This is a genomic window from Brachybacterium timonense, from assembly GCF_900258505.1.
Classification (GTDB): Bacteria; Actinomycetota; Actinomycetes; order Actinomycetales; family Dermabacteraceae; genus Brachybacterium; species Brachybacterium timonense.
In genome coordinates, this window is the sequence record NZ_LT984895.1 from 601,682 (window position 1) to 617,893 (window position 16,212).

Annotated in this window: 12 protein-coding genes; 4 read left to right on the forward strand and 8 right to left on the reverse strand. The window is 65.9% G+C overall.

The window, feature by feature from the left end; translation table 11 throughout:
- Positions 1-138: 138 nt before the first annotated feature.
- The 7 genes from C8271_RS02580 to C8271_RS02610 form a co-directional block, all read right to left on the reverse strand.
- Positions 139-1,008, reverse strand: a complete 870-nt coding sequence (locus C8271_RS02580; RefSeq protein ID WP_106505986.1) for a carbohydrate ABC transporter permease — start codon at positions 1,006-1,008, stop codon at positions 139-141.
- On the reverse strand, positions 998-1,963 hold the full coding sequence (locus C8271_RS02585) for a carbohydrate ABC transporter permease (RefSeq protein ID WP_106505987.1): 966 nt from the start codon (positions 1,961-1,963) through the stop codon (positions 998-1,000). The genes C8271_RS02580 and C8271_RS02585 overlap by 11 nt, the downstream gene beginning before the upstream one ends.
- Complete coding sequence (locus C8271_RS02590; protein ID WP_106505988.1) at positions 1,960-3,345, reverse strand: ABC transporter substrate-binding protein; 1,386 nt, start codon at positions 3,343-3,345, stop codon at positions 1,960-1,962. Before C8271_RS02590 ends, C8271_RS02585 begins: the two co-directional genes overlap by 4 nt.
- 98 nt (positions 3,346-3,443) lie before the next feature.
- A complete protein-coding gene (locus C8271_RS02595) occupies positions 3,444-5,507 on the reverse strand; it encodes a DUF4185 domain-containing protein (protein WP_106505989.1) in 2,064 nt (687 codons plus the stop codon).
- 124 nt (positions 5,508-5,631) lie between these two features.
- Positions 5,632-6,567: a carbohydrate ABC transporter permease gene (locus C8271_RS02600; RefSeq protein WP_245920795.1), complete on the reverse strand. Its 936-nt coding sequence runs from the start codon at positions 6,565-6,567 to the stop codon at positions 5,632-5,634.
- A 1-nt stretch (position 6,568) separates the two neighbouring features.
- Complete coding sequence (locus C8271_RS02605) at positions 6,569-7,489, reverse strand: carbohydrate ABC transporter permease (protein ID WP_106505990.1); 921 nt, start codon at positions 7,487-7,489, stop codon at positions 6,569-6,571.
- A 34-nt stretch (positions 7,490-7,523) separates the two neighbouring features.
- Positions 7,524-8,882 (reverse strand): ABC transporter substrate-binding protein, encoded by a 1,359-nt coding sequence (locus tag C8271_RS02610; RefSeq protein WP_106505991.1) that lies wholly within the window; start codon positions 8,880-8,882, stop codon positions 7,524-7,526.
- Positions 8,883-9,204: 322 nt separating this feature from the next.
- Here C8271_RS02610 and C8271_RS02615 point away from each other — a divergent pair, with 322 nt between their 5' ends.
- The 4 genes from C8271_RS02615 to C8271_RS02630 are packed head-to-tail and all read left to right on the forward strand — an operon-like array spanning position 9,205 to position 14,576.
- Entirely contained in the window at positions 9,205-10,335 is a 1,131-nt protein-coding gene (locus tag C8271_RS02615) for a glycoside hydrolase family 172 protein (protein WP_106505992.1), read from the forward strand.
- A 5-nt stretch (positions 10,336-10,340) separates the two neighbouring features.
- The gene (locus C8271_RS02620; RefSeq protein WP_106505993.1) at positions 10,341-11,861 is read left to right on the forward strand and encodes an FGGY-family carbohydrate kinase; all 1,521 of its coding nucleotides are present in this window, start codon (positions 10,341-10,343) and stop codon (positions 11,859-11,861) included.
- A 36-nt stretch (positions 11,862-11,897) separates the two neighbouring features.
- Entirely contained in the window at positions 11,898-13,559 is a 1,662-nt protein-coding gene (locus C8271_RS02625) for a fucose isomerase (protein ID WP_106505994.1), read from the forward strand.
- Between the two features lie 15 nt (positions 13,560-13,574).
- Positions 13,575-14,576 (forward strand): LacI family DNA-binding transcriptional regulator, encoded by a 1,002-nt coding sequence (locus C8271_RS02630; RefSeq protein WP_170957777.1) that lies wholly within the window; start codon positions 13,575-13,577, stop codon positions 14,574-14,576.
- An 883-nt stretch (positions 14,577-15,459) separates the two neighbouring features.
- Here the strand turns inward: C8271_RS02630 and C8271_RS02640 are convergent.
- On the reverse strand, positions 15,460-15,885 hold the full coding sequence (locus C8271_RS02640; RefSeq protein WP_106505997.1) for a hypothetical protein: 426 nt from the start codon (positions 15,883-15,885) through the stop codon (positions 15,460-15,462).
- Between the last annotated feature and the right edge of the window lie 327 nt (positions 15,886-16,212).

A 16,212-nucleotide genomic window follows, 5' to 3' on the forward strand; every position in this document is an offset into this window, starting at 1 on the left:
CCGTCGAGCGGGGGTTCCTCGTGCACCCGCCCGGTCGGGAGGTGAACTTTGCACCTCGCTTTCTCCGAGCGCGGGCTCTTCTTTGTCCCACTTCCCGGCTCCTATCGGCCACGACGCCCGGCTCTGTCTGAGAAGCGCCTATTTGAGGCCGGAGGTCTTGATCGAGGCGACGATCTGCTTCTGGAACACGAAGAAGATGGCGATCGTCGGCAGCGCTGCCACCGTTGCGGCGGCCAGGATGTAGTTCCAGTCGGCCGCGTACTGCTGCTGGAACGTCTGGATGCCGAGCTGGACCACACGCAGATTCGGGTCCGAGGTGATCGTCATCGGCCAGACGAAGGAGTTCCAGTTCGCGAGGAAGAAGAACACGGCAAGCGCCGCGAGGATCGGGCGGGACAGCGGCAGGATGATCCGCCAGTAGATCCGCCAATAGGACGCACCGTCGACCAGTGCAGCCTCCTCGAGCTCATCGGGCAGGGAGATGTAGAACTGCCGCAGCAGGAAGATGCCGAATGCGTTGAACAGTGCGGGCACGATCAGCCCGGCATAGTTGTCCACCATGCCCAGAGTCCTGACGATGATGAACGTGGGGATGATCGTCACCGGGGCGCTGACCAGCATCGTCGAGAAGATCGCGAGGAAGATGCGTTCTCGTCCGGGAAAGTCCAGACGGGCCAGCGCGTACGCAGCCATCGAATGGAACCACAGCGAGACGACGGTGACGACAGCCGAGACGAAGAAGCTGTTGACGAGGTATCGGGCGAACGGCACCTCCGAGAACACGTACACGTAGTTCTCCAGGGTGAAGGTCTGCGGGATCAGCGCAGGGGAGTTCACCTCCTCGGCAGTCTTGAACGACCCGATGACCATCCAGACGAGGGGGAAGACGGCGACGAACGCGAGCACAGCGCCGAGCAGGCACAGCAGCCACGACAGGCGGCTGTACGGTCGCCGACGACGCCGTGGACGTGTCGCTGTGGACGTATGCAGGGCGATATCAGTCGTCATGGCTGAATCGACCTCCTCGGGTCGCGAAGAACATGCCGGCGGAGATCACCAGAAGAAAGAGCACCAGGACAGAACCGATCGCCGCTGCGTAGCCGAGATCTCCGAAGAGGAATGCCTGCTGGTAGATGTAGTAGATGAGCAGCGAGGTCGAGTTCGCCGGGCCACCGCTGGTCAGCACGAAGATCATGTCGAGCCCGCCGGTGACGACGGCGACCATGGACGTCAGCAGCACGAAGAAACTCGTGGGTGCGAGCAGCGGGAGCGTGATCCGACGGAAGCGCTGCCAAGCGCTCGCCCCGTCGATTCGCGCGGCCTCATACAGCTCCGCAGGGATGTCCTGCAGGCCGGCGAGGAAGATGATCATGTAGTACCCCATCTGCAGCCAGATGGTGACGACGATGACTGTCGCGAGGGCATAGCGCGGGTCGCCGAGGAACGAGATCCCCTCGATCCGCAGCCATGACAGGACAGAGGCGATCACGCCAGTGCGGTCGGTCAGCATGAACTGCCAGACCATCGCCACCACGACGATGGAGATCACGTAGGGCAGGAACAGGGCACTGCGCACCGCTGCAACACCGGGGAAGCGCTGCTGGACAAGCAAGGCAAGCCCGAGTCCCACGATGAAGATGAGCGGAACCAGCGTGACCAGATAGATGAACGTGACCAGGGCGCTGTTCCAGAACTGCGGATCCTGCGCCATACGGACGTAGTTCTGGATCCCGATGAAGTCGAAATTGCCGAAACCGTCGATCCAGAAGAATCCCAGCACGACAGAGAGAAGCATCGGGACCGCCACGAAGACGAGCAGCCCCACAGCATCGGGAGCGAGGAACAGCGCCGCGACTCGTGCCTCCCGGCGTTGCCGTCGCGTCCTGTGTCGACCGGTGCCGGAGGTTCGTCGTGTCGGTGCAGCCGACGCGGTCGGCTGCGCTGGTGTAGACGTGGTGCTCATACCAGAGTCCCTCCTCGGTACGTCTCGAGGTAGCTCTCGATGCTCGCTTGGGCGATGCCTGCCTGTTCCGCGGGATCGGCCCCGGCGAGCTGAACAGACTGCAGGGCGTCGGAGACTGCTTTGTAGACGTTCGGTGGGAAACGCGGCTCGCCGCGGCCCGTGGGCAGGATCTCGTCGTGGAACGTTCTTTGGTGTTCGTCGGCGAAGTAGTCCTTGGCCACCATCACGTCGTCCACCGATTGCCGGGCCGGCATGTTGCCTTTGACGGGACCGTTCCACTCCGCGAGGTGCTCGATCGAGCTGGGTTCCATGCTTCCGAGTGCTTCCACGGTGAACCGTGCGGCGGCCTCGGGGTCCCGTCCGCGGGCGTTCACGCACCATGCCCAGCCGCCGAGGATCGTGGCGGTGTCCTTACCGGCAGGTGCAGGCATCGGCATGACGCCGAACTCCTTGTCCGGTGCGTTCAGACGCAGATTCACCACGTCCCACACACCGCTATGCCAGAAACCTGCGTATCCGGCGGAGAATGCGCCGACGATGTCGCCGTTGGCGGGCCGAGTGCGAGGCGCGGCTCCGGTGGCGATCGACCGGCCGTAGAGATCGAGCGCCGCAATGGGGCCGTCGTCACTGAACATCGGGCGCTGGGACTGCGGGTCGATCACATCTCCGCCGGTCTGCCACACCCACGGGTAGAACGTGAAGTTCTGGTAGTAGCCGGGGTCGACATCCAGCACCAGGCCGGTGGTGGTGCCACGGCTGAGGGATGCCGCGATGTTGAGCAGCTCATCCCAGTCCTTCGGCAGATCCCCCTCGGAGTATCCGCCCTTTTCGAGCACCGCGGGGTCGTAGAAGAGGGCCAGCGGCTCCTGCTCCATGGGAAGGCCCAGGATCTTGTCGCCGATGGTTCGGGTTCGCAGAGCATCGGGAAAGAAGTCGTCGATGGCCTCCTGCTCCATGAAGGGAGCGAGGTCGAACAGCACGCCGCCGTTCGCATATCGCAGGAAATCGCCCGGTGAGATGAGGAAGATATCGGGCCCCTCCCCGGAGGCGAAAGCGACGGGCATGCGCTGATTCATCTGGTCGCCGGTCATGTAGACCGCCGAGATCTGGCGGTCGTTGCGGCTGTTCCAACCGGAGATGACGTCCTCGAACCAGTCGGATTGCGCGACGAGGTTGGGGTCCTGCTGCGGCGCGGGAGAGTAGAAGTTCCAGAACACCAGGGGCTCGTCATCGCTCCGGGCCCCGCAGGAGGACAGCAACGGAACAGCTGCGGCGGCACTTGCAGCTCCGGCTGTCAGCAACTGACGCCGACTGGGGCGGCCGGCGGGGATGGATGACACCGCTGGGCGCGGTGCTGGATCAGGGTGATGGAGTGTGGGCACAGCGTCTCCTTCCGGGAGAGCTCAAGCGGTCACGTCGAGGGACAACGGACCGGGGCCGCAGAACACCAGGCTCTGCGGCCCCGATCGGGCCGATGCGCTCAGCGCGCTGTCGTGATCTCGACGTCGTCGATCTGGACGAAACGGTCGCCACCGTCGGCGCTGTAGCCAGCGACAACGTCGATGCTGGTCACGCCGTCTGGGATCGTCACAGTGTGCTTGTAGACGTCATAGGTGAACGTGCCGGGCGCCGTGAAAGATTTGATGCTCTTTCCACCCTCCCACCGGGCGCCCACGGCAAGCGTGCTGACTCCTTCCGAGGCCCGCAGAGCTGCCGTGACCAGATAGGAGCTGCCCGGGACCACGGACACGGTCTGATGAATGACCTGCTGTCCGAGCTTCTCGGAGGTACGGATCCAGGCGTTGCGCTTGCCGGTGTTGGCGTGCTCGTCGCCGTTGTCGATGCCGCGTGCGGCCTGCCCGTCGAAACGCCAGGCGCCGGTGAAACTGTCCGTGGCCTCGAAGCCCCCGTCGATCAGCCGACCGGCGAGGTGATGTACCTGCACCTGCGACATCGAGCTGTACCGGTGCGATCCGCCCGGGTGCCCCGTGATGCGCACCCCCGTGGCATCGACGGCGGGGAACGCCACGGTGTACGTCGCACGCTTTCCGGCCTCAGCGCCCGGCGTGAACGTCGGATCGATGCTCTGGCCCTCAACGGGTTTCCACTCGCCGTCACGACGGACCTCGACCCATGGAACGTCGTCGAACCAGCCGCCGTCCTTGGCCACATCACCGGTGGTGAAGGTGAAGGAGTTCACCCGCTGCGTGAACGGCCATTCGACGCCCCACCAGGAGAGCTGTTTGACCTCGTTGTCCCAGTCGGTCAATGACGTCTCGCCTGTGCCGTCGGTGAGGGGCGAAGGATCAGCGGTGAACACCGACTTCGCGATCGGCACCGCGTCGGGGTCGCGCGCGAGGTCGTCGTCGGACGGCACCGTGCGGGTCTCATCGCGCAGCGGTTCGATGTGGTACGTGCGCAGATTGAAGTTGTATGCGGGGTTCGGATCAGGAATGCCGCAGCACAGGTTGGACTGCATCTGCATGGTCTTGCCATCTGCGGACAAGAACTTCGACATCAGAGAGACGCCATAGCCCCAGTGCTGCACATCTTCCTTGGCGGACCGAGTGAAGTCGTGGTACGAGAGCTCATGGAACGGTCCCCACGGGGCTGGTGCCTCATAGAACTGGTGCGAGCCCCAGGTCCAGGCGGACAGGATGTAGCGGTCCAGCGGTGCGTTGTACAGCGTGCCGCCTTGGGAGATGATGCCGCCTTCTTGCCCGGGGGTCGTGTCGATGAAGGTGTTGTTGTAGTTGCGCCGCGGATCCTCGAGGACCGGCTTCTTCTCCTCGATCTTCTTCGACCAGGTGGGCTTGCCCTTCTTACCGACCCCGGTGAAGAACTCCCACTTGCCGCGGACGTCGACCTTGTCTTTGGGGACCCGGGCCAGATAGACGGCGTCCTGCCCCCGCCAGTTGTGGTCGAGCGCGTACGCATAGGCGTAGCGGTCATGACTCCACTCGCCGCCTTTGCCGAAGTCGGCGAACCAGATCGTGGTGAACACACCGTCGGCGAACATCGGCTTCGCGGTATCGGTTGTCCATGTGCGCCCGGAGTCGGTGGACTTCGCGATCGTCGCGGCCGGAGCTTCGTTGAAGTCGAAGGAGAGATCCTGGACGGCGAGGTAGAGAGTCGTGCCCACAGCGAGCATGCCGGTGGGTTTCCGTGTCGTGTTCGGCGTCCACGGGTGCGGAATCACCTCATCCGCCACCGCGAGGTTCTCCCCGCTGAGGGAACCGGGGTCGTCTCCGGTGATGCGTGCGACGCCGATGTCCACGAACCCCTTGCCGAAGCCGTGTCCGTCACCCCAGGCGGAGTAGAGGTTTCCGTCGGCGGACCAGGCTGTGGGCCACAGGTCACCGTCGGACGTCGTGTAGTGCTCCGGCAAGGGGGTGAGCTGTGCGGTGCCTCCCCAGGTGGTCTTCGGTGGACCATCGCCGCCGGCGAAGTCAGCCCGCGCCTGAGGGAAGCGGGGAAGTCCCGCCGCCATCGTGGCGGCGAGCAAAGCGCCTCCGGCGAGAATCGTGCGTCGTCGTGCCTGCATGGTGATCACCTCGTGGTGTTTTCCAATAGGTCGGGCGGTGGGACGTTCTCGTGCTCTCGTGCAGTGTGGGGTTGCAGCTGGCTGTGGGGCGTTAATCGGTGGCTGACCAGGCCGGACGAGGGTTCTACTTCAGCCCCGCCATCTTGATGTTCGCGATGATCTGGCGCTGGAAAATGAGGAAGATGATGATGATCGGGGCCGCAGCGCAGGCGGAGCCGGCCATCAGCAGCCCCAGTTCGGAGGCGCGTTCGGAGCGGAATGCCGCAAGGTACTGCTGCACCTGGAACAGGTCGGGGCTGGTGATCGTCATGATCGGCCACACGTAGGAGTTCCAGAACCCCATGAAGCTGGTCATGCCCACCACCACGAACGGCGCCTTGGACAGTGGCAGGAAGATCCGCAGGTACACACCCCAGCGGCCGCAGCCATCCACCACGGCTGCCTCCTCCAGACTGGAGGGGATGTTGAGGTAGAACTGGCGCACGAAGAAGATCTGACCGGCCGCTGCCATGCCGGGCAGGATCAGCACGGCGATCGTGTCGAGCATGTGCAGGCGAGTGACCACGATGAAGCTGGTCAGCAGGATCGTCATGCCGGGGATGAACATGGTGCCCAGCACGAGCGGCCACACGATGCGCTTGCCCTTGAACTCCAGTCGCGCGAAGGCGTAGGCGGCCATCGAGTTCACGGCGATCGAGCAGGCGGTGAAGATGACGGCGCCGAAGCCGGTCACCGCGAGAGTGCGCAGGAACGACGGGTCCTGCAGGATCTGCGCGTAGTTCTCCCAGCGCCATACGTCGGGGAAGAACTGGAACGGGGTGCGGACCACCTCTGTGCGCAGCTTGAATCCGGAGATCACCATCCACGCCAGCGGGAACAGCGCCATGCCGATGATGATCGCGCTGAACAGGGCCTTGACGAGGGAGGTGAGGATCCAGCGGGGGCTCAGCATCTTCTGCCGACGTGCGCGTGCACGGATCGCCTTGGCGTCATCGCGGTCGAGGATGCCCGCCTCGGGCCCGGCGGCGGGGGAGTGGGGTGCAGTGGTGGGTGCGGACATATCAATCGACCAGCTTCTCGGAGTTGACGACGCGGAAGATCACCGAGGAGATCGTTCCGAGCACGATGAACAGCAGCAGCGCGGCTGCGATGGAGTAGCCGACGTACGCGTCTCCGCGGAAGTGGTTGAAGATGAAGAGGTTCGGCAGTTCGGTGGCGCGGTTCGGGCCACCGCCGGTCATCACCAGCGGCAGCTCGAACTGCTGGATCGCGCCGACGAAACCGGTGATCAGCAGGAACAGGATCACGTTCTTCATCTGCGGGATCGTGATGTAGATCGTCTTCTGGAACCAGTTGGCGCCCTCGAGGTCGGCTGCCTCGTAGAAGCTCTCCGGGATGTCGAGCATGGCGGCGATCATGATCAGGGTGGTGATGCCCATGCCCAGCCAGACCGCCGGCACGGCGATGGCGCTCAGGGCCCATTTCGCATCACCGAGCCACGCCTGGTTCTGGATGCCGAACAGGTTGATGACCGCGTTGAGCAGACCGCCGGAGTAGTCGTAGATCAGCACGAAGGTGATCGAGGCGATCACACCGGAGATCACCGACGGGATGTAGATGCTGACCTTCAGCGCCGTGGAGACGCGGCGCGAGACCGATACCGCGAGGGTGGCCACGAGAAAGGACAGGATCAGGCTGACCGGCGTCGTCATCAGCACGAACATCAGGCCGCGCTTGATCGCGTTCCAGAACTGGTCGTCACTCAAGACGTCCGTGAAGTTCTTGAAGCCGACGAATTCGCTCTCGGTGTAGAAGCTCCAGTCGAAGAAGCTCAGGTAGATCGCCTGGATCGTCGGCCATACAACGAAGATCGACAGCAGGATCAGCACCGGGGCCAGCATGATGTATGCCATTGCGGTGTCCCGTGTGCGGCTCGGATGCACATGTGGCGTCGTGCGCCGGGGCGTAGCCTGCGCTGTCATCGCCTGTCCTTTCTCGTGGTCCCGTGGGCGCGGCTCAGGCGTCCATCTCGGCGCGGATCTCCTTGAGGCCCTCGCGGTCGATGACCTTCTGGATCTCCTCATGCGCCTTCGCCAGGGCGTCGGCGGGGGACATCTCGCCGAGCATGCCGGCCTGGATCGCATCGCCCATCGCCAGGTTCACGTCCCACGGATAGCGGGCCTCCGGGATCGATGCGGGCACGACCTCGTTGAAGACCACGTCGGACCAGTGCGCGTCCTTCGCGCCGGGATCGGCGTTGACCACCTCGGTCACCTCGTCGCGAGCGGGGGCCTTGGTGAACTTGGTGTCGACGAAGAAGGGCTTGAGCACCTCCGGGTCGCCGCCGAGCACCCACTCGAAGAACTTCGCAGTGGCCTCGGGCTCCTTCGCCTTCGCGTCGATGACCCACTTCATATTGCCGACGGTTGAGACGGACGTCGACATGTCTCCGTCGGACTGCACCCACGGGGCCATGCCCGTCTTCTCCACCATGTCCGGGTAGTCGGCGGCGATCTCCGACATGCCCCAGGACCCCTGCGACATCATCGCCACCTTGCCCTCGCCGAAGGGCTGCGCGGAGTTGCCGGCACCGAGCGCCTGGCGCGGAATCCAGCTGTTCTCCTGCAGCGTCTTGTAGAAGGTGATGAGCTCTTCGTATTTGGGGTCTTTGGCGTCGGCCGTTGACCAGTCATCGGAGATCGGCAGGTGGCCGGCCACGTGCATCTGCGCGGCAACTGTGGTCCAGCCGAAGGTGCCCGAATCCACGGCGGTGTTCAGGGGGAACTCGCCGTTGCTCATCACCGGGGCGAGCTTCTTGCAGGCCTCGTACATCTCGTCCCAGGACGTCGGCGGTTTCTCCGGATCCAGTCCCGCTTTCTCGAACAGCTCCTTGTTCCAGTACAGGGTCATCTGCGGCTCCACCAGCAGCGGGAAGCCGTACCACTTGCCCTGGTACTGGCAGACCTCCTTGGCGGAGTCGGTGATCTTGTCGAGCACGCCGTCGCTGAACAGGTCCGAGATGTCGTAGAGAAGTCCGGTGCGGGCTGCGGTGTCCAGGCGGCCCGGGGAGACGTACATATCCGGGGCGTTGCCGGCGGCCTGCGCGGCCTTCAGCTTCTGATCCCAGGCATCGCCGGGGACGACCTGGTGCTTGACGAACACCTCGTCCTGGGCGTTGTTGAAGTCCTCGACGATCTTCTCGTACCAGGCGTTCTCCGGGGTGGTGAAGACTCCGCCCCAGAACTCCACGGTGGTGCGGCCCTTCGCCCGCGGGTCCTCCTTGGATTCGCCCGGCGTGCCGCTGCCGCAGGCCGCCAGGGAAAGAGCCGCGGTCGAAGCTGCGGCTGCCGAGCCGATGAACGTCCTTCTGCGCATGACGTGTCCTTCCGAAGGTGCGACAGTGCACCGGTTGAGGGGTCCGATCCCGTCAGTCGCACCACAGTGTCGCGCTGAGGCGGGCGCGGAGAGATCCCCACTAGCTGAAATCGTTTTCCTTACGCTAGGAACCGTCGCAGGCCGGTGTCAAGGCTTTGGTCCTTGCGTGCCCGCTCGTCGCCAGGGCTTTTCCCTGCTGGTCAGGCGGAATGGAGATTGGGGCTGGCGAGCCGTTGACGATGCGGCGGCTGTGACCGTATCGTGCTAGAAAACGTTTGCCAACCGACGTGATCACCGTTGATCCCCTGTTGAGGAGAGCCCCATGTCGTTCATCTCGCCCCTCCCGCTCGCCCGACTCCGCTCCGTGCAGACCCGCTCCATCAGCCCCGAGAACTTCGATGGCTCCGTCGGTGGCGGCGCGAAGGCCACCGAGGGCACCGGCGCCGCTCCCGGTCGCGACCTGGGCACGGGGTGGAAGATCTCGCCCAGCGTCGCTGTGAAGCCGGGAGAGACCTTCACTATCGCGGACATCTCCGGCGCTGGCGTGATCAACCACATCTGGGTCACCACCCATACCGACCACTGGCGCACCCTCGTGCTGCGCGCCTACTGGGACGGCAGCGAGGAACCCGCTGTCGAGGTGCCCTACGGTGACTTCTTCTGCAACGGCTGGGGTGTGTTCGCCCAGGTCGACTCGCAGATGATCGCCGCGAACCCGCATGGCGGCTTCAACTCCTACTGGCCGATGCCGTTCCGTGAAGGAGCCCGCCTCACCATCGAGAACACCTCCAATGCGGAGGCGGTCGTGTACTACCAGGTGACCTACGAGCTCGGTGGTGACCACAGCGAGGACGCCTACTTCCATGCCCAGTGGCGCCGCTCGGATCCGCTCGAGGAAGCCACCCCGCATGTGCTGCTCGAGGGCATCGAAGGGCAGGGGCATTACGTCGGCACCTACATCGCCTGGGGCGTGAACTCCAATGGCTGGTGGGGAGAAGGCGAGATCAAGTTCTACATGGACGACGACACGGAGTACCCCACGATCGCCGGCACCGGCACCGAGGACTACTTCGGCGGCGCCTGGAACTTCGACATCCCCGGCGAGGGCTACACCGCCTTCACCACCCCATACCTGGGTATGCCGCAGGTGATTCGCCCCGACGGCCTGTACGTGTCCCAGCAGCGCTTCGGTATGTACCGCTGGCACGTGGCCGATCCGATTCACTTCACGAAGGGCCTGCCGAAGGTCGATATCCAGGCGCTCGGCTGGAAGTCCGCTGGCCGCTACAAGCCGCTGCGTGACGACATCGCTTCGACCGCTTTCTTCTACCTCGATCGCCCCTCGACCACGCGCCCGTCGGCCCCGGACTTCGACTCCATGGAGGTCTTCCTGGGCACCGGGCCTGGCCCCCACGTGCCCACCGGCCCGGCCTCCGAGACACCACAGGACTGAGCGCCATGAGCGGCACGGACGCCCCCGAGGCGATCCTCGCGGTGGACGTCGGCACCTCCAGCACCAAGGGCGTGCTGGTGGGCGCCGACGGCACCATCCTGCGTATCGCCACACGCCAGCACGACGTGCAGCGGCCACGCACCGGGCATGTCGAGATGGATCCGCGCGTGTGGTGGGAGGAGTTCTGCTCCCTGACCGCTGAGCTCACCGCACCGGACGATGACGGACGGACTGTGCGCGTGAGCGCGGTCGGCGTCTCGGGCATGGGGCCCTGCATGGCGCTCACGGACGCCGACGGCGAACCGGTGCGCCCGGCCGCGCTGTACGGCGTGGACATGCGGGCCACAGAGCAGATCGCCGCCCTCACAGCAGAGCTCGGTGAGGAGGCGATCCTCGAGCGCGGCGGTTCCCTGCTCACCACGCAGGCCGTCGGCCCGAAGCTCGCCTGGATGCGCGAGCATGAGCCGGATGCGTACGAGCGTGCACGCATGCTGCTCATGCCCGCGACCTTCCTGGCGTACCGGCTCACCGGCGAGTACGTGCTGGATCACCACAGTGCCAGCCAGTGCTGGCCGCTGTACGACCAGAAGGCGCAGGCCTGGTACGAACCCTGGTGCGAGCTCATCGCTCCCGGGCTTCCCATGCCACGCCTGCAGTGGCCCGCCGACCAGGCCGGTCACGTCACCCCGCAGGCCGCCGAGCAGCTGGACGGGATCGAGGCTGGCACCCCGGTGATCACCGGGTCGATCGACGCCTGGACCGAAGCGGTCAGCGCCGACGCCCAGCGACCCGGGGATCTGCTGCTCATGTACGGCACCACCATGTTCCTGGTGGCCACCGCCACGCAGCCGATCCCCAGCCGCACCCTGTGGAGCACCGTCGGCGCCTTCCCCGGCACCTTCTGCCTGGCCGGCGGCATGGCGACCTCCGGTGCGATCACGTCGTGGATCCGGGGCCTGACCGGTGACGCGCCCTACCCGGAGCTGCTCGCCGAGGCCGACGCTGCCGGACCGGGCGCGCACGGCCTGCTGATGCTGCCGTACTTCGCGGGGGAGCGGACGCCGATCCAGGACCCCGATGCACGCGGCACGATCATCGGCCTCACCCTCGACCACGGACGCGGTCACCTGTACCGTGCCGCGCTCGAGGCCACAGCCTTCGGTGTGCGGCACAACGTGGAGGCCCTCACCGAAGGTGGTGCCCCGATCACGCGGGTCATCGCCGCTGGTGGCGGCACACAGGGCGGGCTGTGGACCCAGATCGTCTCTGACATCACCGGCATCGAGCAGGTGGTGCCCACCATCACCGTGGGAGCCTCCTACGGCGCCGCGATCCTCGCTGCCGATCACGTTCCCGGCATCGACGGCACCGCCCAGGAACGTGCCGCCACCTGGAATCCGCCAGCCCAGGTGCTGCACCCCGATCCTGAGCGGCGAGCCCTGTACGAAGAGCTCTACCCGCACTACCGCTCGCTCTACACGAGCACCCTGCAGACAGCCCACCACCTCGCCGGCCTCCAGCGTTGACGCTGCGCCGCGAGAACCACCCGTGAAGGAGCAGACATGACCGCCACCGCCGACCGCACCTACACCCTCCCGGAGCGACGCGACATCGCCCCCGCGCCGGACGGCACCGTCTACATGATTCCCAGCGGTGACCTGCGCGAAAGCGCGAACATCCCCAGCTGGCCCTACCAGCAGGAGCTCGAGAAGCTGGTCACCGAGACCGTCGAGGCTACCGGCCGCACCGTTCGCCGCGCTTTCGAACCGGACCCAGAGGTCGGGCACGGTTTCATCCGATCTCAGCGGATGGGCCTCGAAGTGTTCGCCACCATCCCCACCGATGCCCCGCTGATTGTCGCGATCGCGAACTGGCAGTACAGCCACCACGTGCTCGCCGGTCTGCGCGACCACCGCGGACCCATCCTCACTGTCGCGAACTTCGTGCCGGACTGGCCCGGTCTTGTTGGCCTGCTGAACCTCAACGGCGGCCTGACCAAGATGGGCCGCGAGTACTCGAGCCTGTGGACCGTCGACGGATCCGACGACTACTTCCGCGACGGCATGCGCACCTGGCTGGAGACCGGCCGCCTCGAGCACGACGCCTCCCACGTGAAAGCCCTGCCGACCCTGTCGGACACCCCCGAGACGCAGCTCGGCCGCGCCCTCGCCGACCAGCTGCGCGAGGAGAAGGCCATCATCGGCATCTTCGATGAGGGCTGCATGGGCATGTACAACGCCATCATCGACGACGAAATGCTCAACAGCCTGGGCATCTATAAGGAACGCCTCTCACAGTCCGCGCTCTGGGCGGAGATGCAGACCGTCACCGATGAGGAGGCCGAGGCCATCGGTACCTGGCTGCGCGAGGCAGGCATGACCTTCAAGCTCGGCACCGATGAGGCCACCGAGCTCACCGAGAACCAGCTGCGCTGGCAGTACAAGATGTACATCGCCGCGCTGCGGATCAGCGATGACTTCGGCCTGGACGCCGTGGGCATCCAGTACCAGCAGGGCATGAAGGACGTCTGCCCCGCGTCAGACCTGGTGGAAGGGCTGCTGAATAATGAGCAGCGCCCGCCGGTCACCTCCCGTGACGGCTCCCGCGTGCTGTGGGAGGACCGCGCCCTGCCGAACTTCAACGAGGTCGATGAGGGCGTGGCCGTCGATGCGCTCATCACCCACCGCGTGTGGCGTGCCATGGGCATGGACCCGGCCACCACGCTGCACGACGTGCGCTGGGGCGAAGAGTTCGACGGACAGTACGTCTGGGTGTACGAGATCTCCGGCTCCGTGCCGCCGAGCCACTTCCGGAACGGCTACGCCGACGCCGAGGGCTGGCGCCAGGGTCCGGAATTCTTCCCGGCCGGCGGCTCCACCATCAACGGCGTCTCCAAGCCCGGCCAGATCGTGTGGTCCCGCGTGTACGTGGAGAACGGCGGTCTGCACGTGGACCTGGGCCGCGGCGAGGTTGTCGAGCTGCCCGCCGAGGAGACCACCCGCCGCAAGGAGGCCACCAACCCCGAGTGGCCCATCGCCCACGTGGTGCTGCACGGTGTGACCCGGGACCAGTTCATGGGACGCCACAAGGCGAACCACGCCCAGCTCGTCTACGCTGACGACGCCGTGGCCGCCGACCGTGCCCTGACCGCGAAGGCAGCCATGTTCGAGCGTCTGGGCGTGCAGGTCCACCTGTGCGGAGACGCGAACATCGTGCAGGACTGACCTATGGAGGCCCCGATGGCGACGCGCCGCCCCACCATCCTGGACGTGGCGCGCGCCGCGGGGGTGTCCACCGCCACCGTGTCGCGGGTCATCAACGGCTCGCCCACGGTGGACAAGGGGTTGCGCGCGAAGGTCGAGCTCGCCGTGCAGTCCACCGGCTATGTGCCCAATGCGGTGGGCCGGTCCCTGCGCCGCGGCGGCACCGGCATGATCGCGGTGGTGGCGCCCGACGCGGAGAACCCCTACTTCACGCAGATCATCAGTGAGGTCGAGCGGATCGCCCGCAATGAGAAGCATGCGGTCACCGTCGCCCACACCGAGCATGACCTCGAGCTTGAACGCGAGACCTTCGCCCAGCTCGTGGGCCGACAAGTGGCAGGCGTCGTGCTGATCCCGGTGGATGGCCGCAGCACCGACCTCACGCCGCTGACTACAGCGCGCATCCCGCTCGTCCTGGTGGACAGATGGGTGGAGGGCGCCGCCACAGACCTGGTGGCCACCGACAACGTGGATGCTGGGCGGCAGGCCGCGGCCCACCTCGCCGAGCGGGGTTTCACCCGACCCGTCGTGCTCACCGGCCCCGCTGACCTCGCGGCCACCGAGGACCGTGTGCGCGGTTTCGTCGACACCTGGGCGGCGCGCGGTGTGGAGGCCACGTCCGAGCAGATACTGCGCGGCGACCTGGGGCTGGACTCGGGTCGCACGCTCACCGCGGGCGTGCTGCAGCGTGGGCGATGTGATTGCATGTATGTCACGAACAACCGCATGTCTGCAGGGGCCTTCGATGCGATGCGCGGACGCAGTGATGTGCCCGCGCTGCTCGCCACCGACGATGACCTGTGGACCCGACTGGTGACACCGTCGATCTCCGTGGTGAAGCAGCCGGTGAAGGCCACGGGCCGGGCTGCGGCACGGATGCTCGGCCAGCGGATGCGCAATCCCGACGAGGAGCCATCCACCACCCTGTTGCGGCCGCGGATCGTGGAGCGGGAATCGACGCAGACTCGCAGCAGCTGACCGGTCACGGACCGGCCAGGCACGGACCCGTCGGCTGAGAGATCAGCGGCGTGCACCCGGCAGCGTCGGGTTCGGGGTCTTCGGCAGCGGGTACGGGATGGGCGGCGCCTCGTAGACCTCCTCTTCGACCGGGTAGTAGGCCGCCGTCTGCACGCCGGCGCGGGGTCCGACACCTATCATTTCGGGGGTTGCGCCCGGCGGAAGCTCGACGTCATTGCCACCGAGCGTCTTCTGGACGATGGTGCCATCTGGCCGGATCTCGAATGGTCTGAGTGCCTGATATCCGCCCGCCGTGTTCCACGGCGAATAGCTCTTCTGCATGATGTCGCGGACTTCCTGATCGTACTGGCCAGGGAGGGGAGCGCCCGGCTCCATCCGGACCATCTGCCCGCGGTTGAAAACGGTGATGCTGCCATCGTCATGCTTCTCGATGACTTCCAGGTCACCGATCCGCTGCCCGACCTGCGGATCCGAGTAGTCGAAGAGCTGCGGGTTGAAGGGCAGCTGGTTCAGATCGACGTTCGCTCGCCGGCTCAAGAGGTCGACACCTGGCGTGACCTGTGAGGTGAGCTTCCGCGTGGGAAGGCCCGGCATGTCGGGGTTCCCTGGATCCATGGTGGCGCCGAGCTCAGCAGGCGACAGCTCGCGGACATCGTTAGGGTGCCGCAGTGGCGGATACATGCCTGTGTAGTCGATGTACATGCGGTACGGGGGCTCGCCCGTCCACTGCGAGGGGTCGCCCGCGTCGGGGCGCGGCAGCCGTTTGCCGTCGTAGTAGATGACCTCCTGGTCGTCGGGGTAGCCGGGGTAGGGGGCGGTCTCTTTTACAAATCTGGAGCGGGCCAGGAGCCACCCGGTGGAGAGNCTGCACACCACCGTCGTCTCAACCGACTGGACCGGCCCCGACGCCGAACGGTTCCGCAACGACGCGCACCGTCTGCTCACCGGCGACGTCGCCCAGCTCGTCGGCGGGACCACCGGGGCTCGGCAGGCCGGGGCGGTCTGTGCTGCCTGTGCTGTCTGTGCTGCCAGCGCTCGAGCCGTCGGCCTGTGAGGCGAGGTCCTGTGCCTCGGCCTCGCGCGTGAGCTGTTTCCCGGTCTCCAGCAGGCGGCCGACGAGCTGGGCGACGTCGCCGGTGAGCAGACGGTGCGCGTCGTTGCGGAACCGTTCGGCGTCGGGGCCGGTCCAGTCGGTTGAGACGACGGTGGTGTGCAGCTGCGCTGCGATCTGCCCGAGGTGCTGCGCCTGCGCAGTGCAGAGCCCGCCGTGGGCGGTGAGCTGGTTGGTATCGGCCCCCCAGAAGGTCATGGTTGTTCCTTTCCTCGCGCCGTTGCGTCGGCGATATCTATACCTGGATTGTGGACGGGAGTTTCGTACATGGCGATGGGGAGAAGTCACCGGGGAGACCTACTGGGGGAGAGCTCCCCATGACACCGGAGGTCTGTATGTTTTCGCTGGTCCCAGCCGCTCCTCTGCTCCAGGGGTCTTCCGCTGGGTGCGGTGTATCCAGCGGCAGATTGAACGAGTTTCCTCTCCGGTGCCACGAGCCGTGAACACATCCGTACGATGGGGGAATGGATACGGCGCGCTCTCCCTTCGGCCCTTTTCGTGCTCGGAATGAGCAGACCGCACCTT

What these genes read in the sequence shown, in the direction of transcription:
- C8271_RS02605 (WP_106505990.1), bottom strand. Translation starts at nt 7,489, where the DNA reads ATGACAGCGCAGGCTACGCCCCGGCGCACGACGCCACATGTGCATCCG.
- C8271_RS02610 (WP_106505991.1), bottom strand. Translation starts at nt 8,882, where the DNA reads ATGCGCAGAAGGACGTTCATCGGCTCGGCAGCCGCAGCTTCGACCGCG.
- C8271_RS02625 (WP_106505994.1), top strand. Translation starts at nt 11,898, where the DNA reads ATGACCGCCACCGCCGACCGCACCTACACCCTCCCGGAGCGACGCGAC.
- C8271_RS02600 (WP_245920795.1), bottom strand. Translation starts at nt 6,567, where the DNA reads ATGTCCGCACCCACCACTGCACCCCACTCCCCCGCCGCCGGGCCCGAG.
- C8271_RS02620 (WP_106505993.1), top strand. Translation starts at nt 10,341, where the DNA reads ATGAGCGGCACGGACGCCCCCGAGGCGATCCTCGCGGTGGACGTCGGC.
- C8271_RS02640 (WP_106505997.1), bottom strand. Translation starts at nt 15,885, where the DNA reads ATGACCTTCTGGGGGGCCGATACCAACCAGCTCACCGCCCACGGCGGG.
- C8271_RS02585 (WP_106505987.1), bottom strand. Translation starts at nt 1,963, where the DNA reads ATGAGCACCACGTCTACACCAGCGCAGCCGACCGCGTCGGCTGCACCG.
- C8271_RS02615 (WP_106505992.1), top strand. Translation starts at nt 9,205, where the DNA reads ATGTCGTTCATCTCGCCCCTCCCGCTCGCCCGACTCCGCTCCGTGCAG.
- C8271_RS02580 (WP_106505986.1), bottom strand. Translation starts at nt 1,008, where the DNA reads ATGACGACTGATATCGCCCTGCATACGTCCACAGCGACACGTCCACGG.
- C8271_RS02595 (WP_106505989.1), bottom strand. Translation starts at nt 5,507, where the DNA reads ATGCAGGCACGACGACGCACGATTCTCGCCGGAGGCGCTTTGCTCGCC.
- C8271_RS02630 (WP_170957777.1), top strand. Translation starts at nt 13,575, where the DNA reads ATGGCGACGCGCCGCCCCACCATCCTGGACGTGGCGCGCGCCGCGGGG.